General features: G+C 69.9%; 22 protein-coding genes and 1 pseudogene. 10 read left to right on the plus strand and 13 right to left on the minus strand.

Annotation, left to right across the window (positions count from 1 at the left end):
- Window positions 1-53 precede the first annotated feature (53 nt).
- Window positions 54-1,874 (minus strand): serine/threonine-protein kinase, encoded by a 1,821-nt coding sequence (locus tag QSK45_RS09640; protein WP_285555153.1) that lies wholly within the window; start codon window positions 1,872-1,874, stop codon window positions 54-56.
- A gap of 292 nt (window positions 1,875-2,166) precedes the next feature.
- Here QSK45_RS09640 and QSK45_RS09645 point away from each other — a divergent pair, with 292 nt between their 5' ends.
- Both QSK45_RS09645 and murJ read left to right on the plus strand, forming a co-directional pair.
- Entirely contained in the window at window positions 2,167-2,460 is a 294-nt protein-coding gene (locus tag QSK45_RS09645) for a hypothetical protein (protein WP_285555154.1), read from the plus strand.
- Window positions 2,461-2,803: 343 nt separating this feature from the next.
- A complete protein-coding gene (gene murJ / locus QSK45_RS09650) occupies window positions 2,804-4,492 on the plus strand; it encodes a murein biosynthesis integral membrane protein MurJ (RefSeq protein ID WP_395485298.1) in 1,689 nt (562 codons plus the stop codon).
- Between the two features lie 299 nt (window positions 4,493-4,791).
- Here murJ and QSK45_RS09655 read toward each other — a convergent pair whose 3' ends face one another.
- The gene (locus QSK45_RS09655; protein ID WP_285555156.1) at window positions 4,792-5,034 is read right to left on the minus strand and encodes a hypothetical protein; all 243 of its coding nucleotides are present in this window, start codon (window positions 5,032-5,034) and stop codon (window positions 4,792-4,794) included.
- A 471-nt stretch (window positions 5,035-5,505) separates the two neighbouring features.
- Window positions 5,506-6,789: a protein kinase domain-containing protein gene (locus QSK45_RS09660; protein ID WP_285555157.1), complete on the minus strand. Its 1,284-nt coding sequence runs from the start codon at window positions 6,787-6,789 to the stop codon at window positions 5,506-5,508.
- 251 nt (window positions 6,790-7,040) lie between these two features.
- Between QSK45_RS09660 and QSK45_RS09665 the strand changes: the two genes are divergently transcribed.
- Window positions 7,041-7,484 carry a hypothetical protein gene (locus QSK45_RS09665; RefSeq protein WP_285555158.1) on the plus strand — a complete coding sequence of 148 codons (444 nt, stop codon included), beginning with the start codon at window positions 7,041-7,043 and terminating at the stop codon, window positions 7,482-7,484.
- Between the two features lie 67 nt (window positions 7,485-7,551).
- On the opposite strand, the pseudogene QSK45_RS09670 reads toward QSK45_RS09665, so the two are convergent.
- Together QSK45_RS09670 and QSK45_RS09675 are read right to left on the minus strand one after the other, a co-directional pair.
- Window positions 7,552-7,686 (minus strand): annotated as a pseudogene (locus QSK45_RS09670) (transposase); the annotation flags it as partial.
- Window positions 7,687-7,697: 11 nt separating this feature from the next.
- Window positions 7,698-8,396, minus strand: a complete 699-nt coding sequence (locus tag QSK45_RS09675) for a hypothetical protein (protein WP_285555159.1) — start codon at window positions 8,394-8,396, stop codon at window positions 7,698-7,700.
- A 437-nt stretch (window positions 8,397-8,833) separates the two neighbouring features.
- Between QSK45_RS09675 and QSK45_RS09680 the strand changes: the two genes are divergently transcribed.
- Window positions 8,834-9,484, plus strand: a complete 651-nt coding sequence (locus tag QSK45_RS09680) for a restriction endonuclease (protein WP_285555160.1) — start codon at window positions 8,834-8,836, stop codon at window positions 9,482-9,484.
- A gap of 363 nt (window positions 9,485-9,847) precedes the next feature.
- Here QSK45_RS09680 and QSK45_RS09685 read toward each other — a convergent pair whose 3' ends face one another.
- Window positions 9,848-11,383, minus strand: coding sequence for a PucR family transcriptional regulator (locus tag QSK45_RS09685; protein WP_285555161.1), 1,536 nt, complete (start codon window positions 11,381-11,383; stop codon window positions 9,848-9,850).
- Window positions 11,384-11,573: 190 nt separating this feature from the next.
- Here QSK45_RS09685 and QSK45_RS09690 point away from each other — a divergent pair, with 190 nt between their 5' ends.
- The 5 genes from QSK45_RS09690 to QSK45_RS09710 all read left to right on the plus strand — a co-directional run bounded on the left by QSK45_RS09690 (window position 11,574) and on the right by QSK45_RS09710 (window position 16,480).
- Window positions 11,574-13,118: an amino acid permease gene (locus tag QSK45_RS09690; RefSeq protein ID WP_285555162.1), complete on the plus strand. Its 1,545-nt coding sequence runs from the start codon at window positions 11,574-11,576 to the stop codon at window positions 13,116-13,118.
- Window positions 13,115-13,840: an SDR family NAD(P)-dependent oxidoreductase gene (locus QSK45_RS09695; RefSeq protein ID WP_285555164.1), complete on the plus strand. Its 726-nt coding sequence runs from the start codon at window positions 13,115-13,117 to the stop codon at window positions 13,838-13,840. The genes QSK45_RS09690 and QSK45_RS09695 overlap by 4 nt, the downstream gene beginning before the upstream one ends.
- A gap of 89 nt (window positions 13,841-13,929) precedes the next feature.
- Window positions 13,930-14,661: an SDR family NAD(P)-dependent oxidoreductase gene (locus QSK45_RS09700; RefSeq protein WP_285555165.1), complete on the plus strand. Its 732-nt coding sequence runs from the start codon at window positions 13,930-13,932 to the stop codon at window positions 14,659-14,661.
- Window positions 14,658-15,611 carry an agmatinase gene (gene speB, locus QSK45_RS09705; RefSeq protein ID WP_285555533.1) on the plus strand — a complete coding sequence of 318 codons (954 nt, stop codon included), beginning with the start codon at window positions 14,658-14,660 and terminating at the stop codon, window positions 15,609-15,611. The genes QSK45_RS09700 and speB overlap by 4 nt, the downstream gene beginning before the upstream one ends.
- Window positions 15,608-16,480 (plus strand): polysaccharide deacetylase family protein, encoded by an 873-nt coding sequence (locus QSK45_RS09710; protein ID WP_285555166.1) that lies wholly within the window; start codon window positions 15,608-15,610, stop codon window positions 16,478-16,480. Before speB ends, QSK45_RS09710 begins: the two co-directional genes overlap by 4 nt.
- A 503-nt stretch (window positions 16,481-16,983) precedes the next feature.
- Here QSK45_RS09710 and QSK45_RS09715 read toward each other — a convergent pair.
- Window positions 16,984-18,006 (minus strand): NADP-dependent oxidoreductase, encoded by a 1,023-nt coding sequence (locus tag QSK45_RS09715; protein WP_285555167.1) that lies wholly within the window; start codon window positions 18,004-18,006, stop codon window positions 16,984-16,986.
- Window positions 18,007-18,075: 69 nt separating this feature from the next.
- Here QSK45_RS09715 and QSK45_RS09720 point away from each other — a divergent pair, with 69 nt between their 5' ends.
- Window positions 18,076-19,245 (plus strand): GlxA family transcriptional regulator, encoded by a 1,170-nt coding sequence (locus QSK45_RS09720; RefSeq protein ID WP_285555169.1) that lies wholly within the window; start codon window positions 18,076-18,078, stop codon window positions 19,243-19,245.
- Window positions 19,246-19,545: 300 nt separating this feature from the next.
- On the opposite strand, the gene mhpA is transcribed toward QSK45_RS09720, so the two are convergent.
- The 6 genes from mhpA to QSK45_RS09750 are packed head-to-tail and all read right to left on the minus strand — an operon-like array spanning window position 19,546 to window position 25,014.
- Complete coding sequence (gene mhpA, locus QSK45_RS09725) at window positions 19,546-21,159, minus strand: bifunctional 3-(3-hydroxy-phenyl)propionate/3-hydroxycinnamic acid hydroxylase MhpA (protein ID WP_285555171.1); 1,614 nt, start codon at window positions 21,157-21,159, stop codon at window positions 19,546-19,548.
- Entirely contained in the window at window positions 21,156-21,926 is a 771-nt protein-coding gene (locus QSK45_RS09730) for an HpcH/HpaI aldolase family protein (protein ID WP_285555172.1), read from the minus strand. Before QSK45_RS09730 ends, mhpA begins: the two co-directional genes overlap by 4 nt.
- Window positions 21,923-22,387, minus strand: coding sequence for a nuclear transport factor 2 family protein (locus tag QSK45_RS09735; protein WP_285555173.1), 465 nt, complete (start codon window positions 22,385-22,387; stop codon window positions 21,923-21,925). The genes QSK45_RS09730 and QSK45_RS09735 overlap by 4 nt, the downstream gene beginning before the upstream one ends.
- Before the next feature lie 2 nt (window positions 22,388-22,389).
- Window positions 22,390-23,184: a 2-keto-4-pentenoate hydratase gene (locus QSK45_RS09740; RefSeq protein ID WP_285555174.1), complete on the minus strand. Its 795-nt coding sequence runs from the start codon at window positions 23,182-23,184 to the stop codon at window positions 22,390-22,392.
- A 13-nt stretch (window positions 23,185-23,197) separates the two neighbouring features.
- Window positions 23,198-24,082 carry an alpha/beta fold hydrolase gene (locus tag QSK45_RS09745; protein WP_285555176.1) on the minus strand — a complete coding sequence of 295 codons (885 nt, stop codon included), beginning with the start codon at window positions 24,080-24,082 and terminating at the stop codon, window positions 23,198-23,200.
- Entirely contained in the window at window positions 24,079-25,014 is a 936-nt protein-coding gene (locus tag QSK45_RS09750; RefSeq protein ID WP_285555178.1) for a 3-carboxyethylcatechol 2,3-dioxygenase, read from the minus strand. The genes QSK45_RS09745 and QSK45_RS09750 overlap by 4 nt, the downstream gene beginning before the upstream one ends.
- Window positions 25,015-25,052: the final 38 nt, after the last annotated feature.

Here is a 25,052-nt window from a genome sequence, read left to right on the forward strand (position 1 = left end):
GTTGCCTGATCAGCGACTTCACAATCGTGGAACTTCTGGGAAGGCAGACAAGCTCACAGGCGAAACCAGGTGCGGTTGCCGGCCCGCCTCTTCTGCCGGATCTGCTTCTTAAGTGCTGTGCGCAGGGCGATTGCCAGCGCCGCCTGCCGTTGGTACTCGTTGCCAGGTCTGTTTCTTAGCGTATTGAGCAGGGTTTCCAGCAGGGACAACGCGCGCTCTGGCTCTCCGGCTTCGGATACGCAGTGTGCGTGCTGGATCCGCAGGCGTACGTCGCTCCTCGCCAGGGCTGCGGGACTGGTGGGCAACAGCTGTTCGTACAGAGGAAGAGCCGCGCGGTAGTCGCCGACCTGGTAGGTGTCGAGGGCCAGCCGCAGCCTCACCTCGACGATGCGAGAGTCGTCGTCGCCCAGCCCTTGTTCGAGGTCGGGCAGGAGTGGTTCCAGCAGGGCACGGCGGCGGGCCGCCTGCTCGTCGTCGCGCGGTCCGTTCCGCGGTAAGGGCCGACCGTACGCGTCGTATTCGCGGTCCAGGGCTTCGGCGAGGTCGAGTCGGGCGATCAGGGTGATGGGATCGCGGGCGCCCAGTACTCGGGTGGCCTGCGCGATGATCTCTCTGAGTTCGGGGATGTACCGCCTGCCGTCGACGTGCCCGCGAGCCGCGGTGTTTCCGGTCAGGACGGCCCGGACATCAATGGTGCGGCGATGCTCGGGGCCCAGCACCCTGATCAGCTGCGGCAGCATGCTCTCCAGACCGCCCGGGTCGTGCGCCGACTGCCAGGAGTGCATCGCGCGCTGATAGCCCGCCTCGACGGACAGGGGATCATCCGCTCCGAGTGCCTCGCCGAGGTCATGAACCAGCAAATCGAGCATCCGTACGAACTCTGCCTCGTCGGTGGTGGCGTAGTGGGCCAGGACCCGGTCGAGCCGTCGCTCCAGGGCCACGCGTACGGGGTCGCCCTCAACCTGCTGGAGCGTGGGGGTGTAGCCAGGGGGCGGGCTCGGGTCCTCGCGGGCGGGTGTCGTGTGGTCGGAGGTCGGATACCGGGCCTGCCGGACGATGTCCGCCAGACGGTCCGCCACCTGCTGGGCGCTTGCCGGCCGCTGAGCGGGATCCTTGGCCAGGAGGTCCATGACCAGTCGGTCCGCCACCTCGGGCAGCCCCGGGCGCAGCGAACTGGGGCGGGGCGGTGTGCCGGCGACATGCTGCCCGAGCAGTTCGTGGGTTCCCCGTCCGGTGAAGGGGGGTTGCCCCGTGAGCATCTCCATCAGGACACAGCCCAGGGAGTACAGGTCGGCGCGTCCGTCGACCGCGGCGCCGCTGTCCAGCCGTTCCGGCGCTATGTACGGCCAGGAGCCGATGATCTTTCCATCAGTGGTGATGCCCGTGTCCGCCTGGTACTTGGCGATACCGAAGTCGAGGACCTTCGCCGTGCCTCCTCCGCCTTCCATGATGATCACGTTGGCCGGCTTGATGTCCCGGTGCACGACTCCCTTGTCGTGTGCGGCGCCCAGCGCTTCACAGATGTCCTTCGCCCAGGCGAGACAGGACGCGAGCGGGGGAACGCCGCGGCTGAGGACTTTGGCAAGGGTCTCGCCCGAGACCAGTTCCATCACCAGATAGATGAGAGCCTGCCCCTCGTGCAGGGCCTCACCGTAGTCGTACAAGACTGCGATGTTCGGGTGGGTGAGGTTGCCCGCGAGATGGGCCTCCTGAGCGAAACGTCGCGCTTCTTCGGCCGACTGCGGATAGGTGATCTTGACGGCCACCTGACGTTTCACCCTGGTGTCGAAGGCCTGCCAAACCTGGCCGTACCCGCCGCGCCCCAGCAATTTCGTGAGTTCGTAACGCTGTTCGAGCACGTCCTGCGGCTGCATCCGCCCCCCGAATCCGTTTGGCCCGTCATCTTCGCGCTTCAGAGCAGTATGCGTGGCTGACGGCGATGCCTGACAGGCTCAGGTCGGACCACTACGTATCACGCCGCGACACGTTCTGGTCCACTGCCGGACGGTCGACGTCGACCTCGGCCTCGTGCCGCCCCTCGACGTGGTGGGAGGATCCGCTGGCAGATGATCTCGGTCGCAGGCAGCCGCCCGCGACCAGTACGAGTACGCGCTCAACGACTCACGCCAGCCCCGTGACCAGCAACGTCAGGATGGTAGATCCTCAGTGGCGGTCGCGTTCCCCGCGTGCGTGCACGGGTGCAGTGCGCCCTTCGAGCTGTGCGAGGTGTACCTGCCGGGCCCGGTGTTCGGCGTGACCGAGGTGAACGTCGACGGCCAGGTCCTCCCTCTCGGCGCCTACCGGGTGGACGCGCCCGGCAACTTCGTCCGGGCCGACGGCGAGTGCTGGCCGGACTGCCAGGACATGGCGGCCGCGTCCGGGCAGCCGGGGACGTTCATGATGACGTACCGGTGGGGCTGCCGCTGGACGAGGCGGCGATCGCTGCGGTGCCCGAGCTGACCTGTCACTTGCTGCGGGGCTGCGGCGGCGAGCCGTGCGGCTGCCGGGCGAACCGAACATCACGCGACTGTCCCGCAGGGCGTCGACCTCGGCTTCGGGGACCCGACGGTCATCTTCAGGAACGGCCGGACCGGGCTGTCGCCGGCCGACCTGTGGCTGAGCGTGGTGAACCCGTACCGGCTGACCAGCCCGAGCCGCGTGTACTCGCCGGACTTCAAGCGGCCGAGGCCCCTGGCGTTGCGTTCCAGGTCGTCGGACCGGCGCTCGCGCCGGTTGGCGCCGCTGTCGCCCGGCTGCTGTCCGCACGGACCCCGCGATGACCTCTACGCCGTAGATTAGGCACATGGTGGAGGGGACGCCGGGCGCGGCGAGAACGCGCTTACCGGGGAAGCAGAGGCGAGGGCGGCACGCCGCGACGAAGTCCGGCGCGGCAAAGGACGGGTTGATGCGCTCGTCCATGCTGATGGCAGCGGGGACAGTGGTGTCCCGGGCAACGGGCCTGCTGAGAACAGTCCTACAGGCCGGGGCACTCGGAACGGGACTGCTCGCTACGACGTACAACCAGGCCAACGTGGTGCCGGCGAGCCTGTACTTCCTGCTCATCGGCGGCGCGCTGAACTCCGTACTGGTTCCGCAGCTGGTGAGGGCCAGGATGGAGCAGCCGGACGGCGGACGGGCCTTCGAGCAGCGTCTGGTCACCCTCACGATGTCCGTGCTGGGAATCGGCACGCTGCTGGCCGTCTGGGCGGCGCCGCAGATCGTCAGCCTCTACCAGAGCGACTCACCGGCCAACCACGAGGCGTTTCAGCTGACGGTGGTCTTCGCGCGGTTCCTGCTCCCGCAGATCTTCTTCTACGGACTGTTCAGCATCCTGGGCCAAGTGCTCAACGCCCGGAACAAGTTCGGCGCGATGATGTGGACCCCCGTCCTCAACAACGTCGTCCTGATCTCCATGTTCGGCGTATACCTCGGCATGATGACCGTCCCGGACTCGGTCCAGGACATCACCCAGACCCAGGTCACGCTCCTCGGCGCGGGCACCACACTCGCCCTCGCGATCCAGGCGCTCGCCCTCATCCCCTTCGCCAGAGCCGCCGGCTTCCGCTTCCGCCCACGTTTCGACTGGCGCGGCACAGGTCTGGGCAAGAGCATCAGCGCGGCCCGCTGGACCCTGTTGTTCGTCTTCACCAACCTCGTAGCCAGCACGGTGGTGACCCGCTACGCCTCCGCCGCAGACACGGCACTGCCCAAGGGCGGCGTGGGCTTTTCCGCCTACACGTACGCGCAGACCATCTGGTCGCTGCCGCAGTCGGTCATCACTGTCTCGCTGGTCACCGCCCTGCTGCCGCGAATGAGCCAGGCCGTCGCCGAACACCGCCTGGACGACATGCGCGGCGACCTCTCGCGAGCCCTGCGGATCAGTGGCGTCGTCATCGTTCCCGCCGCCTTCTTCTTCGTCGCCCTCGGCCCGCAAATGGCGCAGGTGATCTTCGCTCACGGAGCAGCCCATCCGGCATCCATCGTGCCGCTGGGCCAGATGCTCCAGGCCTTCGGACTCGGCCTGATCCCCTTCTCGGCGCAGTACATGCTGCTGCGCGGCTTCTACGCCTTCGAGGACACCCGGACCCCGTTCTGGATGGCCGTGTGGATCAGTACCGCAAATATCGCCCTGGCCACCGCCTGCCATCTGCTGATGCCCCCGCGATGGGCCGTCACGGGCCTGGCCGGCGCCTACGCCGCCTCGTACGCCATCGGTCTGCTCATCACCGCGCTGCTGTTGCGACGACGCCTCGAAGGCCGGCTGGACGGCAAGCGACTGTGCCGCACCTACGGCAGGCTGACGGCCTCTGCCCTCGCGGCGGGAACGCTGGGCTGGTTCGTGGCCCGCTCATGCTCCGACACCGTCACCTCGACGACCTGGGCACCCGCTCTGGGCCTTGCTGCTGGCGGCCTCACCATGTTCCTCGTGTTCGTGCTGCTCGCACGAATCTTGAGGATCAGCGAGCTGCGGAGCCTTCCGGGCCTGGGATGAGCGCCCGGTCTGTCTGAGCACCCGCGGCAAGGGTGCGTGATGGAGCCCGTCGAGGGCACCAGCCTCGCCCGGCATCTGCAGCGGCACGGCCCCAGCCCCTGGGGCGCGCCTTGCAGATCGCCGAGGCGATCTGTGCCGCCTCATGGCCACGCCCGCAGCAAATGTCGTGCACTACGACACCAAGCCGTCCAACGTCATGGTCACCATCGGCGGCTCCCACCGCCGGGGGTGAGGCCCGCGGGCGCCCCGACCTGCCTGTCCGATGGTCCGCGAGGGTCATCGGAGGCGGTTTCGCCGCGTCAGTCCGCTTGAGTCGTGTCTACACGGACTTGATCGACGTCCACCGCGTACATCGTGCTGCTGTTGCCATTGATCTTTACGATCTTGAAGTAGTAGATGCTCTTCGGCAGTCCCGTCCAGGTTGCAGTACTACTTGACGTCCTAAAGCAATTGGTGAAGTGCTTCGGGGAGCCAATTTTGAAACCGGCGGTGTAAAGCTGAATGTCCACACTCTCGCCAACGACACCGGGCGGCTCCGTCATGTCGCAACCCCTGAACGTGACTTCCGTATAGGACCCGTCCGTCCACGTTCGCGATGCGAACCCCGGACGTCCACCTTCGATGCGACTACCCCAGTTGGCGTATGCCGAAGTCGAGGACACCAACAGCAAGCTCACTGCACCGACGGACCCGAGAGTGAGGTGCGTTCGCTTCTTCACGATCCCCCCTGTTTCCGTTTTCTTCCAACTGCCCAGGTATATGAGGACTTAAACAGGCATACGGTGGGACGAGATCCAGCGGCTGTTCACGACGTCGGTCTTCCGGCCCGTGCACGACGTCGTCCACCGGTCGCCTGGTCCGACTGACGATGTCCCCGCCAGGCCCGACCCCAGGCCGGCCAACCACCGCCGAAGGCCACGCGTCGGTGAGACGGCGTGTATCCCACGCCCCAGATGACTGCCAGCGCCGATCGGACCACGTCCGACAAATCGCTCCGGCATCACTCATCAAGTTCAGCGGTCGAAACTCCGCACCACCTGTTCCACCAGCGTCTCCAACGCGTGCGAAGCGGATGGAAGCCGTACTCGGGCCCAGTCCGTCTCGGGCCAGCTGCGCTCCAGGTGCCAGTCACCGGCTTCGGCGCGCTGGGTCTCGGCAATGAAGGAGACCTCGCGGCCCCAGTACACCGCTCCCAGCACTACGCGGTAAGAGTCATCGGCGAGCCCGGCGGAGAAGGTGAGCGAGCCGTCGGGCTCGGATCCGTCCTCCGAATTCCGCGGCCAACTGTAGGTCCCGAGCCAGCGCGGTATCTCTGAATCCCGGGCGTTGTGTTCCTGGTGGCCGGCCACGTCACCGAGGGCCGCCGCGATCTTTCGCGTCGCCCGCCGCATGATGCGGCGTATCTCCGCCTTGTCACGAACGTGGTCGTCCTGCGGGTCCCAGCCACTACGGAAGCCGGTGTTCTTGACCAACGGGGTCTGGGCGGAGCGGAGCCACAGGTCCAGTTCCTCCGCCAGTCCGTCGATCGTCAGCCGGTCGGCGGGATCGTTTCTCGTGGCAGCCTCAAGTACGTGTTCAAGTGCGTCCAGAGCATCATGGTCTCCCTTCCAGCCTCGGTTGAGGTCGTAGTCCACGGCCCCGGCGCGGAAGGTTCCCGGCAGCGGCAGCGTGCCGAGGGGATGGATGAACGCTGAGAGGGTCTGCGCCAGCGAGTAGACATCGGCCTGGCGGCCTTCCTCCCGCTCGGACATGCTGCGCATCTCGGGCGCCATGAACCACAGGGGCCCCAGTTTCTCCCCCACTTGGGTCGCACCCGCTTCGCCCCAATAGGCAATGCCGAAGTCCGCGAGTACTGGTCCGTCGTCGTACCAGAAGAGGTTCTCGGGCTTGATGTCTCGGTGATAGATCCCCCGACCGGCGAGCTCGTACAGCGACTGCGCCAGAGCCTGAACGTGCCCGACGATCTGCTGCAGTGTGGTCGTCTCCCCGAAGACCGACTGGAGCAGACGGGCCTTCGGCATCACGTACCAGGTGGGTTCGTCGCCCACGGCGATGTCGAGGACCGGGAGGATTCTGGCGACGCCTTCGCTCGTGAGCCGCCGCATCTGGAGGGCTTCGTTATGGAAACGCTCAGCGCGCGGATGATCTGGGTTCTTGGGTGACCGGTACTTCAGGACTGCTTCCTCGCCGGTCGATCCACGCCTGACACGCCGGACGAAGGGCTTTTTCGGGTCTTCGATCAGGGGGCCGAGATTCCTCCAGCCCGGTACGTCATCGTTGTAGTTGACCTTCGACATCTGCTCAGAGTAGAGACCCGGTAGCGAGACGCGCTCGTGAACCAGGCACTTGCTCGGAGGTCAGCGACCGCAGTCAGGCGTCGATGTCGGCCAGGTCCTCGTGCCACGAGTTCCGCCGCGCGTCGAACCGGGCCTCCTCGGGGGCCACCGCGACGGCGCCGGCGTCCGTGCCCTTCGCCCCACGCCGAACGACGCGGCGACAGACCCTGCTCGCGGCTTCCCGGCGGCCGGAGCGCGAGGATGATGTTCGGGTGATTCGGGGTCTGCCGCCATTGCCGTTGCCCCGGTACGCCGTCGTACGCGTCGGCTGCTCAGCAGACGTACCCGACGAGATCGCCGGCGATCTACGGCAGAAGGGCATCCCGACGGGGCTGATCGGTTATGAGTACCAACCGCTGGGCGAGGCGGCGCTGTTGGACGGGACTGGTGAGAGCGGGTTGGTCTTCTTCGGGACCAGCGGTCTGTTCGGACGGCTCGGCATCGACGTGGCGTCGCGTCGCGTGGTTCACATCCCCACGCCCGAGTCCGCAACGGTCAACCACGTGAACAAAGACCTTGGACTCTTCCACGAGTGCGTCGCGGCCACGATCGCCCACTTCCCGTTCTACGAGCAAGGTGAGGAGGCAAGATTCCAGGCGGCGGACGAGCTGCGCGACGACGTAGAGATGGGTGATCACGCGAACTGGGGGGACTGAGACACCACTGGACCGTAAGGCGGTCCTCCCTCTTGCCCCGGTCCACGGGAGTCCGAACTGTGTGTCCGCCCCTTAACGACCAGATCATGAACCGGCGGTGCGCGGTCGACTTCGATGTCCCGAAGCACGACGGCAGGGACCGCCCTGCACATCCGCTGACCAGCACGTAGATGATGGCCGTGACCAGCGTCCCATCAGGTGTACCGCTGGCTACTACTGGCCGCCGTCCGAGCAGTTGTCGACCTTCTTGATCTGCGGAGGGTACTTCGGCGAAGGTGACAGGAACCCGGCTACGTCCTTTGAAACGGCCGGGATCTCAACCAGACCCACGTGAGACCGCATCCACGCTTTACCGTTGCTGTCGAGGAACTCCAGATACCAGGGCCCCCAGCCTGTGCCGGACAGCTCCGTTTTCGCGGCGCCGCCGCTGCCGAGGTAGACGCCCAGGTCCCCCGGTTTGTAGATGGCCTCAGCGCAGGGTCGGAGGGTGTCCAAGGTCAGAACGAACGGCTTTCGGTAGTTCTTACCGAACAGCTCGACAGAGAAAGCGAGAGACATCTCGGACACGGCGTCAGGCGACCTGTTGACGACGTGGATGTTCCTCGTCGCGCCCACCTCGTTCTCATCTTCTATCCAGAAGGTGATCCGTCCCGCCTGCTGGCGCGCTTGGCGGTCGCTGTCCTCCCTGGACTGTTTCAGCTGGTCGGCCGAGACCTTGGCCCCGTAGTACGTGGCGATGCCGTTGAAGAACAGACCGACAATGGCCGCGATGACGCCCAGCGCTGTCGCGGTGGTGGCCCACGGGAAGCGCTGCCACCCGCGTGAGGCGCGGCTCCGCCGCCGAATCCTGTCCGGCCGTGGGCGCTGTCGCGCAAGGCGTAACCGATCATGACGTGATGACTGATCAGGCATTCGTACCCTCCTCGTCGTTACGGCAGTAGTGATGCCCAGTGCAGGCTGCGCTTCTCACTCCGGACGCGACGGGGAACTCGTTCTGCGAACCCAGTGGTTGTTTCCGCCTCAGCCGATGCACTGCGAGGGGCGTGTTCACCGGCCGATACGGCGCCCGTACGGGGAGGCTGCCCGGTTCGGCTGCACGCTGCCCGGTATGCCGCTGCGGGCGCCACCGCCCTGGGGGACGCCGGCCACTATGAGGCGGACGGAGGTGGTAGCCGGGATGCGGATGCCCCCGGTACCAGAATCGGCGGGCATGCGGAGGGCGCCGCGCTGGGGTGGGCGGAGACTTCGTACTGCCTGGGTCAGGCAGCAAAGCCCTCCCCCAACTGTGCGGTGGTCCCCCGTGGTACGGCTACGCTTCCGCCGCTGATCTCGTTCCTGGGGGGAACCCGATGTCACCACGCCGCACCAGACGCGGTTCGTCCTGCTCGCACGTCGTCCTCGTCGCCATCTGGGGGGTCGGTGTCCCGCTCGTCGTTCTCTTCGAACTCGTCAAGGAGGTCCCGGCTCTCGGGATACCGCTGCTCCTGGCCGGGTTGGCCGGTGGAGCGGTCTACGTGGTGCGCCGCGCGCGCAAGGCCGAGCAGCGCCGTATCGAGGCCGCGCGGCTGGCCCGGATCCGCGAGGTGCAGTCGCGGGAGATAGCGCGTTACCACGCCATGGGCCCGTCCGAGTTCGAGCAGGCCATCGCTTATCTGTGCCAGCGGGACGGATGCACGAACGTCGAGGTGAGCGGGGGTGCTGGAGACCTCGGGGCGGACGTCGTCGCGACCGCGCCGGACGGGCGCCGGGTTGTGATCCAGTGCAAGCGGTACGGGCCCACCCACAAGGTCGGATCTCCCGACGCACAGCGGTTCGGCGGTACCTGCTACACGGTGCACCACGCCCACATCCCCGTCATGGTCACCACGAGCGCCTTCACCCGGCAGGCCGTCGGCTACGCCGGCGCGCAGGGCATACGCCTCTACGACGCGCAGGCCCTCGCGGGCTGGGCATCGCAGACAGGCCCGGCCCCGTGGCACCAGACCGCGCCGACCATGTAGCCCCGTAGCCGAAAGGACCCCGCCCTGGGGGCTTGAGTTCCAGTTGCAACACCCCGCCTGAAGGGGCGAGGCGGGGCTCCTTGCGCGGGTCGATGTCCTCGTCCTCACGACGAGCCAGCCAGCGCGCTCCAGCCGGACCGCTTCGCCCCGGTGACGAGTACCGAACGCCGGCCGAGGAGGAGTGGGACGCGTGGGAGCCGCGTGAGGTGACGCCCGGCCGCAAGCCGGTGAACGTCGGCCCCGGACGGGGACGTAGGATATGCCGCTCCGAGGCTGACGCGACGTCACATGCCCTGGTCTCTGGGCGAGTTCGTGTCGCGGCGGGCGAGGGCGGTCCGTTTCGCCGGGGCGGGCGGGGCCCGGTCAGTCCGGTTCGTGCGCGGCGGCCCCCCGCTGGGAGGGGCCGTCCAGCAGTTCCCTCGCCTGGAGCGCGAGCCACAGTTCGGCGAGGTCCGCGGTCTCGGCCAGGGTGCGGCCCGTGATCTGCTCGACCCGCTGCATCCGGTACATCACGGTCTGCTTGTGCACGCTCAGCGCCGCCGCCGTGCGCTGCCACGACCGGCGGCAGCGCAGGAACGCCTCAAGGGAGGCCACCAGTTCCGTGCCGTGCCGCTCGTCGTACGCCAGCAGGGGACCCAGGGTCCGCTCCACCTGCCGGCGCGCCTCGTCGACGCCGCGCAGCACGGTGTACCCGTGGTCGTCGCCGTAGCGGGCGCTTCGGTCGGGCCGTGACGCCGCCACGGTCAGTGCCCACATGGCCTCGCGCTGCGCGGCGGGTATCCGCCGAGTGGTGCCGAGGGGGTCGCTGATGCCGAAGACCGCCGAGTCACCGAGCTTGCGGCGCACGGCGGCCAGAGCGTTGTCCTCGTCCGGCAGCAGCGCGTACAGCAGCGGGGCCCGGCTGAGCAGGAGCCAGGGAATGCGGTGCCGCTCCAACATGAGGTGCAGGTCGCGCTGCCCGGCCCAGTCGCCGCGCCGTACGGCCACGAGCACGCAGCCCGACGGTTCCAGCCCGAAGTCCGCCAGTTCCCGTTCCGCGGTCGCCTCGTCGGTCCGCCCATCGAGCATGTGGGCCAGCAACTCGGCCCCGATGCGCCGCCGGTGCTCCATCGTCATGCTGTGCCGCGCGACCTCCAGGGCCGCGACGGTCGCCAGGTGGTGCAGCAGCGAGGTGTCCGAGGCCGGGGTGGGCAGGTCCACGGCGACCAGCACGGTGGGCTCCGCGGCCGGGATCTCCACCATCAGCGCACGGGCCCCGCCGGGCAGCGGCAGGTGCACCACACCCGGCATCCTCCCGTCGCGCTCCCGCACGGCGTCGAGCACGGCCCGGACCAGTTCGGGCGCGGGCTCCGGCCGGGAGGCGCCCAGAGGGTGTCCGGTGCGGGGATCCAGCAGGTGCAGCCGGCACCCCAGTTCCCGCGCCACGCGGACGACGGGTGACTCGCTGGGGGTGCCGCCGAGCGCGTCGCGCACCGCGGCGTACACGCGCTCCACCTGGGCGACCCGTGCCGCGTCCGCGCGCGAGTTGGCGTCGGCGACGGCCCGCGAGATCGCCGCGAAGCTGACCGCGTACGGGGCGATCAGGACGGGCACGCGGCAGGCTTCCGCGGCCACGGCCAGTTCATTGCGCAGCGGGGGCGTACGCGGATCCTCACCGATGACCAGGCCGCTGGCCCCGGCGTCCGCGATCCCCCGCAGCAGCCGGGCCTGTTCGGGACCGGAGGAGGGCATCGTGAACCCGTTGCGCATCAGGAGTTCGTCGCCGGCCATCCAGTCCCGTGCCGTGTCCAGGTCGGAGGCGTGCGCCCAGGACACGGTGCGGCCGAGCCCTTCACCCCCGGCGAAGAGGCTCAGGCGCAGGTGGGGCAGCCCTAGGAGGTCCGCGACGCTCGTCCTCATGATCACCCCCGGCTTACCTGGCTTCCCCAGGTTTGTTTCTTCGCCGAAATACTCTTATGTGATCGTTCAAAGAGCAATCCCCGGACTTTGCGATCGCCTCGTGGATCGGGTGGCCCCCGCACGATCACACTGCTCACCACCGCAGGCCACCCTCGCACCGAGGATCAGTGAAGACACGAGGAGCTACCCCATGAGCAACAGATCACCAGCGGTGGCGGGCGCGGACGACGCTCCCGTGTCCGCAGCCGGAGAGCAGCAGCTCAACCGTGGATTCAGTTTCCGTTCCGCGTTCTCCCTGGCCTTCGCCGACGTGTCGCCGATCGTCGCCCTGTACGCGATCTTCACACTCGGTCTGTTCACCGCGGGTCCCGCGTTCTTCTGGGCGTTCCCCGTCGTCCTCGCGGGCCAGCTGATGGTCGCCCTGGTCTTCGGGGAGATGGCCTCCCGCTGGCCCTTCGCCGGCAGCGTGTACCAGTGGGCACGGCACGTGCGGGGCGCGTCCTGGGGCTGGGCGGCCGCGTGGGCCTATGTCTGGGGACTGACCATCGCCCTGTCGACCCTCGCCTACGGCGCGTCCGGATTCCTCCTCGAGGCGCTCGGCGTGGGGGCGCCGAGCCGGGCGCAGACGGCGGGCACGGCGCTGGCCATCCTGGCGATCGGCAGCCTGGCCAACATGATCGGCCGCAAGGTGCTGAAGGTCATGGTGATCGCCAGCATCCTGTGCGAGATCGCCGGCTCGGTGGGACTGAGCACCTACCTCCTCCTCTTCCACCGGGTGAACCCGGTCGGCGTGCTCTTCGACGGGTTCGGCACCCAGGGCACCGGCTCCTGGCTCGGCGGCCCCATGCTCATCGCCGTCGCCTTCGTCGGCTGGTCGTTCGTGGGCTTCGAGTCGGCCGGGGCGATCGCCGAGGAGGTGGAGAACCCCGAGCGCAACGTGCCCAAGGCGATCATCCTGGCCCTGTTGTCCGTCGCCGCCCTGGTGATGTTCTCCAGCATGGCGATCATCCTCTCGATCCCGGACCTCGGCAGGGTGATGGCCGAGAAGACCGGCGACCCGGTGACGTACACGCTGACCAGCCACCTCGGTGAGGCCGTCGGGCGGCCCCTGCTGCTGATGTTCGTGATCGGTTTCGTCTCCAGCTTCCTCGCCGTGCAGGCCGCCGTCTCCCGCTGCCTGTGGGGCTCCGCCAGGGACAACGCGCTGCCCGGTTCGCGCCGGCTGGCCCGGCTCGCGGGCCCGGAACGCCTGCCCGTCAACGCGATCGCGCTGACCGCCCTGGTGGCCGGGGTCCTGACCCTCGTCGCGGGATCCGAGCTGTACAGCGTGCTGGTGAACTTCACCACCATGGGTTTCCAGATCTCCTTCGCCATCCCCGTCGTCGGAGCCCTCATCGCCCGGCTGCGCGGCACCTGGCGGCCCGGCGCCTTCAGCCTCGGCCGGTGGGGCACCCCCGTCACGGTGCTCGCCGCGCTGTGGACGATCGCCCAGACCGTCAACATCGCCTGGCCCCGTGCCTCGATGGGCCAGGAGTGGTACCTGCGCTGGAGCATGGTCCTCACCACCGGGATCCTCACCGCCGTCGGTGTGGTCGTCTTCCTGTCGGTCCGCTCCCGCATGAGGGAGCCGCTGGCCGAACGCCTGGCCGCCGCGCCGGAACCCGTGACGGTTCCGAGACAGGCGTCCTCCGTCGCCGCCGAACCGTCCACCGCCGAGGAGCCCGCGCAGCCATGAGATCGGCATTCCTCGAACCATCCCGGCGCCGTACCGCGCTGGTCACCGGCGTCGCGAGCGGCATCGGAGCGGCCTGCGCCGCCACCCTCGCACAGGCCGGATGGCTCGTCGCGGGCCTCGACCTGCACAACTCCTCCGGGGAGTCGACTGCCCTGGCGCTCACCGGCGACGTCTCCGACCCGGCCTCGGTGAGGGAAGCGGTCCGCCTGACCGAGTCCCGGCTCGGCCCGGTCGACGCCCTGGTGACCGCGGCCGGCCACTACGAGGCCACCGCCGTCGACGACATCACACCCGAGCAGTGGACGCGGATGCTCCGGGTCCACCTCGGGGGGCTGGTCAATCCGGTGCGCGCGCTGCTGCCCGGAATGACGGAGCGCGGGGGCGGCAGCATCGTAGCCATCACTTCCGAACTCGCCATCGGGGGAGGCGACGACGGAGCCCACTACGCGGCGGCCAAGGGCGCCGTCATCGGAACCGTGCGCAGCCTCGCCGCGGAAACGGCCGCTCGGGGCATCCGGGTCAACGCCGTCGCGCCCGGCCCCACGGACACGCCGCTGCTCGCCCCGGACTCGCCCTGGCGCGCCCCCGCCTATCTGGAGACGCTGCCCGCGAGGCGTCTCGCGCGTGCGGAGGAGATCGCGTCCTGCGTCCTGTTCCTGCTCGACGAGGGCACATTCTGCACCGGAGAAGTACTCTCCCCGAACAGCGGAGCGGTGATCTGATGCCGACCCGGACCCCACCGGCCGTGAACCCACCGGCCGGGGCTCCACCGACCGAGTCCAAGCGCCCGCACGTCGGAACCCGTGCCCTGGTGACGGGAGCGGTCCAGGGCATCGGTCGGGCCATCGCGGCACGGCTGGCCGCCGACGGGGCCCTCGTCGCCGTCAACGACCGCGTGCCAGGGCCACGCCTGGACGAGGCGGCGGCCGCCGTGGGCGGCGTGTGCGCGCCCGCCGACGTCAGCGACCGCGCCCAGGTCCACAGCCTCGTGGCGCGGCTGGGCGAGAAGATCGGCGACATCGACGTCCTGGTGTGCAACGCCGCCTACATGACCATGGGCGACCTCGCCACGCACGACGAGGACGACTGGTGGAAGGTCGTCGACACCAATCTGACCGGCACCTTCCACGTCATCCAGGCCGTGCTGCCGGGGATGCGGCGGCGCGGGCGCGGCCGCATCGTGGTGGTGTCCTCGGAGTGGGGAGTCACCGGCTGGCCCGGAGCCACCGCCTATGCGGCGTCGAAGGCCGGGCTGATCTCCCTCACCAAGAGCCTCGGCCGTGAGCTGGCACCCCAGGGCATCCTCGTCAACGCCGTGGCCCCGGGCGTCACCGACACCCCGCAACTGCGGGTGGACGCCGAAGCGGCCGGCCTGTCCCTGGACGAGATGCGCCGCTCCTACGCCGCCGGCATCCCGCTGGGCAGGATCGGGCGCCCGGAGGAGATCGCGGCGGCCGTCGCTTTCCTGACCGACTTTCGTATCGGCTCCCTGGCGGGCCAGACACTGCAGATCAACGGAGGAACCAGCCGGTGCCGCGCATGACCCCGCCCGTCGGCCAGACCGACGGCCAGACCAGCCCCCGCTACGCGGGCCTGACCACCTTCGCCCGGCTGCCCCGGCTGGAGGACGTCGACGGCTACGACGTGGCCGTCGCCGGTGTGCCCTTCGACGCCGGGGTCACCTTCCGGCCGGGTGCCCGCTTCGGCCCCTCGTACATCCGCCAGGCATCACGTCTGCTGCGGCCCTACAACCCGGCCCTCGACGTGCTGCCCTTCGGCCGTCAGCAGGTCGTCGACGCGGGCGACCTGCCCTGCAATCCGTACGACATCGCCACCGCCTCCAAGGAGATCGAGGAAAGCGCCCACGCACTGATCAGTGACGGTGCCCGGCTGGTGACCCTCGGCGGTGACCACACCATCGCCTATCCGCTGCTCAAGGCCATGAACAGGGTGCACGGTCCGGTGGCCCTGGTGCACTTCGACGCCCACCTCGACACCTGGGACACCTACTACGACGCCCCCCTGACGCACGGCACCCCCTTCCGCCGCGCCGCGGAGGAGGGACTGTTCCTGCCGGGGGCCAGCGCCCACGTCGGCATCCGGGGCTCGCTCTACGACCCTGGGGACCTCACGGACGACGCCGAACTGGGCTTCACCATCGTGCACTGCGCCGACTTCGAACGGCTCACCGTCGCCGACGTCGTGGCGCTGCTGCGCGAGAGGATCGGCGACGCGCCGCTGTACGTCTCCGTCGACATCGACGTACTCGACCCGGCCCACGCCCCCGCCACCGGCACCCCGGAGGCCGGCGGGCTGACCAGCCGCGAACTCCTCGGCATTCTCCGGGGACTGCGCGGGCTGAACCTGGTGGGCGCCGACGTCGTGGAGGTCTCACCCTCCTACGACCACGCCGACATCACCTGCGTCGCCGCCGCCAACCTCGCCTACGAGTTCGTGTCCCTGGCCGCCCTGCGCCCCGGGGCGGACGCGTGACCCCCGCCCCCGCCCCGCCGGTCACCTGGCCTGCGGGCAAGCGGGCCGCCGCCTCGTTCACCTTCGACGTGGACGCGGAGTCGGCCGTGCTCAGCACCCACCCGCAGGCCGCCGACCGCATGTCGCTGATGAGCCATCAGTCGTACGGCCCGCTGGTCGGCGTACCCCGCCTGCTGCGCATGCTGGAACGGCACGGCGTCCGCGCCACGTTCTTCGTGCCCGGCTGGACCGCGCGCCGCCACCCCGGCACCGTGCGGGCCGTCGTCGCGGCCGGACACGAGATCGCCCACCACGGCTATCTGCACGAACCGCTCACCGGTACCGACGCCGCGACCGAGGCGTCCTTCCTGGACAAGGGGCTCGACGCTCTCGAAGAGGTCGCCGGGGTACGGCCCGTCGGCTACCGGGCGCCCATGTGGGAACTCACCCACCGGTCGCCCGGCCTGCTCGCGGACCGGGGTTTCCTCTACGACAGCAGCCTCATGGACGCCGACACCCCCTACGAACTGGCCGTCCCCGGCGGCCGTTCCCTGGTGGAGGTCCCCGTCCAGTGGGCGTTGGACGACTGGGAGCAGTACTGCTACCTGCCGGACATCTCCGGGACGGGGCTGATCGAGAGCCCCCGCAAGGCGCTGGAGATCTGGACCCTGGAGTTCGAGGCGATGAGAAAGGAGGGCGGCTGCTTCGTCCTCACGACGCACCCCTTCCTCAGCGGCCGCCCGTCCAGGGCCGCCGCGCTGGAGGAACTCGTGGAACGCGTGGCAGGCTGCGCCGACACCTGGCTCGCTCCGCTGGCCGACATCGCCCGGCACACCCGCTCGCTCGCGCTGCCGCCCCGCGTCGTGGACCGGCCCGACCCGCAGTTGTGACACGAGCCGGCTGCGGCGGGGAACGGACCGGGGATCGCCGCCCTGGACAGCGGCACCGTCACCGGGACCGAAGGTCTGCGGCGGCCTAGGGCGAGCGCGGGCAGCGGCACCCCAGGCCGTGTGCCGGCGGCGAGCCGCAGGACGGGCTCGCCGCCGGCACACGGCCCGGCGGCCCTGGTGCACTTCGACGCCCGGAGGGACCCGCTCCGCGGCCACCTCGACACCTGGCGACGACCGGCCGGGTATCCGGGTGGCGCGGGGCCGTGTGCCGGCGGGAGTCTGGGAGAACAGCTCGCGTCTGACCATGTGCTCCGACCGAGGTGCGCTCGACCACCGCTGCACCGCCATCCGGAAGCCCGCGCCCACACCTACGGCCCATGCGGCCTTACCGCCCATGACTTCGAAGCGTCTGAAGTGCGCTCAGCGATGAGCGCCGGCTCATTCATGCGCGCGATCACGGACATTCACGCGAAGGCCGGGAACGATCCCCTGGCCGTCCCGCCTCAGCGCACGGTGATGACCAGTTTGCCCGTGGTGCGACCCGTCTCTCCTTGAGCGTGGGCGCGGGCGCCTTCGGCGAGGGGGAAGGTGGCGGAGACGTGGGCGCGGAGCCTGCCCCGGTCGACGAGTTCGGCGACGGCGCGCATCCCGGCCTGGTCGTGCTCGACGAGCAGGGTGACGGCGCGGACCTGTGCCTTCTCCGCCGCGGCCAGGGTGTCCTCGGCACCCGGCAGCAGGGAGACGAGGACGCCGCCGGGGCGTAGCACGCTCACGGACCGGGTGGCGGTCTGGCCGCCGAGGGTGTCGAGCACGACGTCGTAGCGCTCCTCGGTGTCGGTGAAGTCCTCAGCGCGGTAATCGATGCAGGCATCCGCGCCGAGTCCGCGCAGGAAGTCGTGCTTGGGGGCGCTCGCCGTCCCGGTGACGTGTGCGCCGCGCTCCTTGGCGATCTGAACGGCGAGATGACCGACGCCGCCGGCCGCTGCGTGGATCAGCACCCGCTGCCCGGCTTGGAGGTCGGCGGTATCGACGAGGGCCTGCCAGGCGGTGAGCGCGGCCAGTGGCAGAGCGGCCGCCTGGACGTGGTCGATCCCGGCCGGCTTGGTGACGAAGGCGCGGGTGGGGCCGGTCACGTACTCGGCGTGGGAGCCGGCCCCGTACGGGTAGGGCAGCATGCCGAACACCTCGTCACCGGGCCGGAAGAGGGTCACGCCGAAGCCGGTCTCCACCACGGTGCCGGAGACGTCCCAACCGAGGGTCAGCGGCGGGGGCGGCAGGAAGATACGCATGGCGCGGTGCTTGAAGTCCGTGGGGTTGAGTCCGGCCGCGTGCACGGCGACGAGGATCTCGCCGGGGCCGGGCGTGGGCCGCGGAAGCTCGGTCAGCCGCAGGACCTCGGGGCCGCCGAGGTCCGTCTGGTGCAGGGCGAGCATCACGGGGGCGCCGTTCGAGGCGGCGGGGTCCGGGGCGTCCGTGGCGGCCGGGTCCGGGGAGTTGAGGTTCTCAGGGGTCTCCGTCGAAGTCATGCCTCGATCCTGGCCGCACGGTCCGGCCGGAGCGATGGCAAGAAGGTCATCCTCCGATACATTCTTGCCATGCCCATCGTCACTCCCCCCGCCCGCCCCGCGGCCGTCGCGCCCTTCCGGGCCCATGACCTGGCCGAGCGCGCGGCGGAACTGGACCGCTGGACCCACCCCGCCCCCCGGCCCGGCGCACACAAGGTCGTCGTCCTGGCCCTCGACGGCGTCTACCCCTTCGAACTCGGCATCCCGCACCGGGTCCTGGGTTCCGCCGATGGCCGCTACGAGGTGCTCTCCGCGAGCGTGGACGGGCAGCCCGTGCGTACCGACGCGGACCTGACCGTCACCCCCGGGCACGGTCCCGAGGTGCTGGCCGAGGCGGACACCGTGGTCATCCCTCCGTACGCGATCTCCCGGGCCTCTGCCACCGCCCCGGACCCGCAGGCCCTCGCCGCCCTGTCCCGCGTCCGCCCCGGCACCCGTCTCGTGTCCATCTGCACCGGCGCCTTCCTGCTGGCGGCCGCCGGTCTCCTGGACGGGCGCCGGGCCGCCACACACTGGGCGCTCGCCGACCACTTCCAGGAGCTGTTCCCCCAGGTCGAGCTGGACGCCGGCGTGCTCTTCATCGACCACGGTGACGTGCTGACCTCCGCGGGGGCGGCGAGCGGTGTCGACGTCTGCCTGCACCTGGTGCGCAAGGACCACGGCAGCGAGGTGGCCAACCACGTTGCGCGTTGCTGCGTCGTGCCGCCGTACCGGGACGGCGGGCAGGCGCAGTACATCGAGCGGCCGCTGCCGCCGACGAGCGAAACCGGCACAGGGTCGACCCGCGACTGGGCACTGCAGCGGCTGGACCTGCCGCTGTCGCTGGACGACCTGGCCGCGCACGCGGCGATGAGCACCCGTACCTTCGCCCGGCGATTCCGGGAGGAGACCGGTCTGAGCCCCGTCCGCTGGCTGACCCAGCAGCGGCTGCGGCGGGCACGGCACCTGCTGGAGTCCAGCGACCTGCCGGTGGAACGGGTCGCCCACGAGGTCGGCTTCGCCACCGCCACCTCGCTGCGGCGGCACCTGGCGGCCGAAGCGGGGGTCTCCCCGTCGGCCTACCGGCGCACGTTCCGTGCCTCTGGTCCGGCCGCGGGCGGGGCCAGGGAAGCGTCAGGATCTGCTGCCGAACACGATCGGGTGATGCCGGGCCGTTCGCCCGGCCGCGACCGGTCTGCTCCGGTAGCCCTCGGGCCGTGAGGCAAGCGCGGAACGGAGGGCTGACCGACGGTGAGAGAGCCGCGCGCGAGCCGAGCCGGCCGCAGACCTTGGCTCATTTCCAGAGCGGCGAGGCGAACCTGCTGGTACGGCAGCTGATCCAAGTGCCCGCACGGACCCGACCGACCCCGTGATCCTGATCGACCGAAGGGTCTCCCGGACAACGCCGGTGGCGGTGATTTCGCCCGTCACGCCGGTACACGTCGTCGATCGGGGCGGCCTCGCCCGGATCGGTCGTCAGCCCTCCGTCGTGTCCGGGGATCTCTCCGGGATGGAGCGGGATCACGCGATGCAGGCCGCCCCGAGGACCCGGGCAACGACGTCGTCGAGTTCCTGCGCCAGGCACTCGGCGGCGATCACGTGGTCGGGGCGGATGATGACGGCGCCGACCGGGCGCGCGTCGAACCAGGCCTGCAGGCCCGACTCTCCGCCGAGGTCGCCGATGACGGTGACGTCGGCCGTGGCATGCTTGCGCGCCCACGGCAACTGCGCTTTCGGCACCACCTGCACGAGGCGGGCGCCGAGCCGGTCGAGCGCGGCGCGCCGCCGGTCCGACAGGAACGCCGTCGGGTCGTTGTTCCAGGTGAGGATCCGCCAGCCCTGTCCGGTCGCGTCGTCGAGCAGCATCTCGACGCCGTCGGCGTCGGTGGCCGTCGGCTGGGGGAAGATGGACCCGGCCAGGCGGGGCACATCGCGGTCGGGCAGTGTCTTGAACGTCGGCAGCGGCGTGTGAACCACCACGCCCTGGTCGAACTTCGGCTGGGGCTTGAACGCCTGCCGCTTCTGGGCCTCCCGCTCCTCGGGGGTGCGGTTGGCGGCGATCCGGTCGCGCTCGGCGGCCTTCTGCGGATCGTGGTCGGTCATCTCCTTCGCCATCCCGAGGGAGACGGCCACCATCTGCGTGACGTGGCCCAGCCGTTCGGTCTCGTACGTGTCCAGCAGACCGTCGGTCGAGAGGCCCTTGACGACGGCGGCCAGCTTCCAGCCGAGGTTGAAGGCGTCGCGGATCCCCGAGTTCCAGCCCTGGCCGCCGACGACCGGCATGACATGGGCGGCGTCGCCGGCGAGGAATATCCGCCCGTGGCGGAACCGACCGGCGATGCGGGCGTGGTGCCGGTAGACGCGGCGGCGGATGATGTCCAGCTTCGACGGGTCCGGCACGTGCGGTGCCAGCAGACCGAAGACGAACTCGTCGTCCTCGACGTCGGCCTCCGTCTCGTCCTCGAAGAGCGTGAACTCCCAGCGCCGGATGCCGTGGGGCAGCGCGATGGAGGCGTAACTGCGGGTCGGATCCCCGCCGAAAACGGCGTGCGGCGTGCCGATCGGGTCGTTGGCGACGTCGATCACGATGCCGTCGGTCGGCCGGGTCTCGCCCTCGAACGAGATGCCCAGGCGCTTGCGGGTGGGCGAGGCCCCGCCCTCGGCGGCGACGACGTACAGCGCGCGCACCGTCTCGCCGTTCCCGAGGGTGGCGACCACGCCGTCCGCGTCCTCGGTCAGGTCCACGACCTCGGCACCGAAGCGTACGGCGGCGTTCGGGAAGCGGTCCAGGCCGGCGAGCAGCACCTGGTCGACCAGCGGCTGGACGAAGCCGTTGCGGCGCGGCCAGCCGAACTCCCGTGTCGTCGGGTTCACTTCGGAGAGGATCGTCCGGTCCCCGTTGACCATGTAGATCTTCTGGTCGGGGATGGTGTGGGGAAGTACCTCCTCGACGAGGCCGGCGGTCTGCATCGCGCGCAGTGCCTCGTCGTCGATGCCCACGGCCCGCGGGTAGTCGATGAGCTCGTGCTCCCGCTCGGCGACGAGGACGCCGACGCCCTGCTGCCCGAGCAGGTTGGCCAGGGTGAGGCCGACGGGCCCCGCACCGACGACAAGAACGTCGCAAGCGGTGGTCATGAGTTGCTCCCTGCGGATCGTGCCGAGTACAGCCCGGCGATGGTGTCGCCGAACGCGCGGTTCAGCAGGACGAGATCGATGCCCAGGCCCACGTAGTCGACGAGGCCGTCGGCGAACAGGCCGGCCGCGTACTCCGGTTGGCCGGAGTAGATGCCGAGGGTGACGCCGTGCGCGGTCGTCACCTCGCGCAGGTACGCGATCGACTCGCGCACGGGGCCGTCCTCCCAGTCGCCGCGCCCGGGTAGGCCGTGGGAGACGGCCAGGTCGGCCGGCCCGATGTAGACCGAGTCAAGGCCCGGGGTCGAGACGATCTCCTCGGCACGGTCGACGCCGGCCTTCGTCTCGATCTGCGCGATCGCGGACACCGCGCGGTTGCCGCCCTCGGTGTACGAATCACCCGAGTACAGCGCCGGCCTGGACGGGCCAAGGCTGCGGTTCCCGACCGGCGGGTATTTGGTGGCGGCGACCAGCGCCTCGGTCTGGGCCCGGGACTCGACGGTGGGGGCGACGATGCCGCGGGCCCCGCTGTCGAGCAGCCGGAGGATGGGGGCGGGATCCAGCGAGCCCACGCGCGCGTACGCGTACGCGTTGTCCCGCGGAATCGAGCGCAGGATCCCGCATGCCGCCTCGATCCCCAGCTCGCCGTGCTGGAGGTCGAGGACCACCCCGTCGTAGCCGGCTGCCGCCGCCCACTCGGGCATCGCGAAGGAGGGGACCGACTGGTGGTACAGGACGGGGTGGGCGCCGCCGGGCGCTGCCTGCTTCACTGCGCCGACCCTTCCCGCCCGGCCAGCCGCGCGGCGTGCGCCGCGGCCGCCCCGCCGCCGAAGACCGGGACGATCTCGCGGCGGGCGAACCGCCACTGCCCGTCGACCTTCCGGTACCGCTCGCGGAACTCGCCGACCGAAGCGGGCTGCGTCTGCGGCTCGTTGGTGTCGCGGAACGTCAGGTACTGCACCGTTCCCTCGACCTCGTCTCCGTCCCGTACGAGGCGGATCCCGCCGATGAAGTGCCGGCCGACGATGTCGGTCTGCCGGACGCGCTTGGCACCCCAGGCCTTCATGGCCTCGCGGTCCATGTCACCCATCGGGCCGACCGATACGCCGTCCTCGGTGTACAGCTCCCAGGTGGTGTCCGCCCGGTTGTGGTCGAGGCGGTAGAGCATCTCCGCGATGAGTTGCTCGATCTCGACGCGGGTGGTCGCGTCGACGGGACGATAGTCGCTCATGTTCAGCCTTTCGAATCCGCGGTCGCGACCACGCGACCGAGTCCGGTGATGGTGGCGACGCACTCGACGTCGGCGGGCCACGGCTCGATGTAGCCGATCGACCCGGACAGCAGCACCTCGCCGGCGCGCAGCGGCTCGCCCGTACGGATCGCGGTCCGGGCCAGCCAGATCACCGCGTTGACCGGGTCCTCGAGCACGTTGCTGCCGACGCCCCGGGTGATCTCGGTGTCGCCGCCCGTGATGACCATCTCCACCTTGGTCAGGTCGACCTCGCCGTAGGGGTGCCGCTCCTCGCCGACGACGATGCCGCTGCAACCGGCGTTGTCGGCGATGGTGTCGACGATCTGCCCGACCGATCCGCCGTAGCGGAAGTCGACGACCTCGAACGCGGGGGTCACGTAGTCGATCGCGGCCTCGACGCCTTCGCGTGTGGCCTCGAGGATGTCGGCCTTCAGCACGAACGCGACTTCGGCCTCGATCAGCAGGCGGTTGTACCTGGACAGCGGAAGGCGCGTTCCCGAGGCATGCACCATGTCGTCGTGGATGATGCCGTAGTCGGGCTCGTCGATGCCCACGCGCTGCTGGACGAGGGGGTTGGTCAGGCCGACCTTGCGGCCCACCCGCTTCACGCCCAGCTCGCGTTCGCGCAGGGCGGCGAACTCGGCGGAGATCGCGTAGGCCGCGTCGAGATCGCGCTCGGGGAGCCGGGGGCTCACGTACGGCACGGTGTACACATCGCGCTTCGCCTCGAACAGCTCGCGCGCTATCTGGGTGATGGTCTCCTGGGCGACGCTCACTCCGGTCCTTTCGTCAAGCATGCTTCTTCAGGAAGGCGACCGCTGCGGCGTTGAACTCCGCGGCGCCCTCCCACTGCGGCCAGTGCGCGGCGCCGCGGATCAGCAGGTACTCGCCGTCCGGGATCAGCCCGCACAGGCGCTCGCCCTCGGCCTCGTCGCCGGTCGGCTCGTTGTCGGTCCACACCATCAGCGCCGGGACCGGGACCGCCGCGAAGTCGTCGTCCGTCACCCGGTTGCGCCAGCGCCGCTCCGGCTCCCGCAGGGCGGACACGTACGCCATGCTGAACCCGTCGCGGGCGTAGATCGCCTGGCGGACGCGGACGAGCTCGTCGGTGATGTTCTCCGGGTCGTGGATCACGACCTGCAGGCGCTTCTTCACGTTCTCGAAGGTCGGCTCGCTGACCGCCTGGGTGCTCGCCGACTGCGTCCTGTCCAGCTGCGGCTCCCCGACCACTCGCCCGCCGGGGGCGGAGAGGATCACCGTGTACAGCCGGTCGGGATGCTTGGGCGCGAACTTCAGCGCGAGCCAGCCGCCGAGCGACTCACCGGCGAGGTGCACGCGCTCCAGTGCCAGTGCGTCGAGCAGCGCGAGCAGGTGCTCCTCGTAGTCGCGGATCTCCAGCGGGTGGTCGGACAGCGAGGAGTACCCGTGGCCCGGGTAGTCATAGCCGACCACCCGGAAACCGGCTTCCACGAACGCGCGGATGTTCTGCGTCCACGCCTCGATGTGGCCGCTGGTGCCGTTGGCGAGCACCACCGTCTGCGCGTCGGGGGCCGCTCCGGGGAGGTCGAGCACCCGGGTGCGGTAGCCGCTCGCGTCCACGTACCGCAGCGTGTGCTCCAGGTCCGCGATCTCTTCCCAGAAGGTCGCGAAGTGCGTCTTTCCCGCCTGGCTCATGCGGTCACCGCCGCCTGGATCGCGAAGCCGGCGCCCCACTTCTCGACGGCCCAGTAGTGGTCGACGACGAGGCGGTACGGGCCGGCGGTCGACAGCGCCGCGTAGGCGGCGATCCAGCTGCGCATCTCGTGCGCGGCCGAGCCGCCCTCCGCCGTGAACCAGCCGTTCTCCCAGCCGTCGACCGGGGTCAGGTCGCCGGAGCGGAGCACATCGAGGACGAGCATGTCCCACTCCTCGTTCAGCGGGTCGCTCGGCGCCTTGCCGTCAGCGATCGCCTGGATGCCCTTGACGATCAACTGCTCCCGCTCCTGCCGCTCCTCGGGTGAGGGCGCGTACGAGATCAGGCGCTCGTGCAGGGTGTCGGGGGCGCCGTCCCAGCGCGGGATCGGCGGGCTGTGGGAGATGCCGCCCGAGGCGAGGAACAGCACCTTCTCGTCCATCGCCTGGGCGGCCCGGCCGAACGCCTCGCCCATCAGCCGCACCCGACGCATCGGCGAGAGCGGCAGGCCGATCGCGTTCACGAACACCGGCACGATCGGCTGCGTGAAGCCCTTGCCGAACACGAAGTCGAGCGGCTGGACCAGGCCGTGGTCGACCTTCATCCGCTCGCTGCGGCCGATGTCGATGCCCTCACCCAGCACTGCCGTGTGGAAGTCTCGGGCGGCGTCGCCGTCGACGGGGAGCGGCCCTGCGGTGGTGCCGTAGTCACCGATGCCTTCGGCGACCGCACCGATCACCCACGGTGTGATCAGGGAGTAGAGCTGGCCGTTGAAATGGTCGGGCCCGAACACCACGACCAGGTCGGGGTCGTACTCGGCGACGAACCTCCTGACCTCGTCGATGGCGGAATTGATCTCGGCGAATGTCTCCCCGCCCGGGTCGACATTGCCGAAGGACGGCGCATGGGAGAGCGCTGCGATGGCCAGCGGCATGGAGCGGTTCCTCTTTCTCGGAAGTGGCGGATTTCCCG

This window comes from Streptomyces hygroscopicus subsp. hygroscopicus, assembly GCF_030269125.1.
Classification (GTDB): Bacteria; Actinomycetota; Actinomycetes; order Streptomycetales; family Streptomycetaceae; genus Streptomyces; species Streptomyces hygroscopicus_C.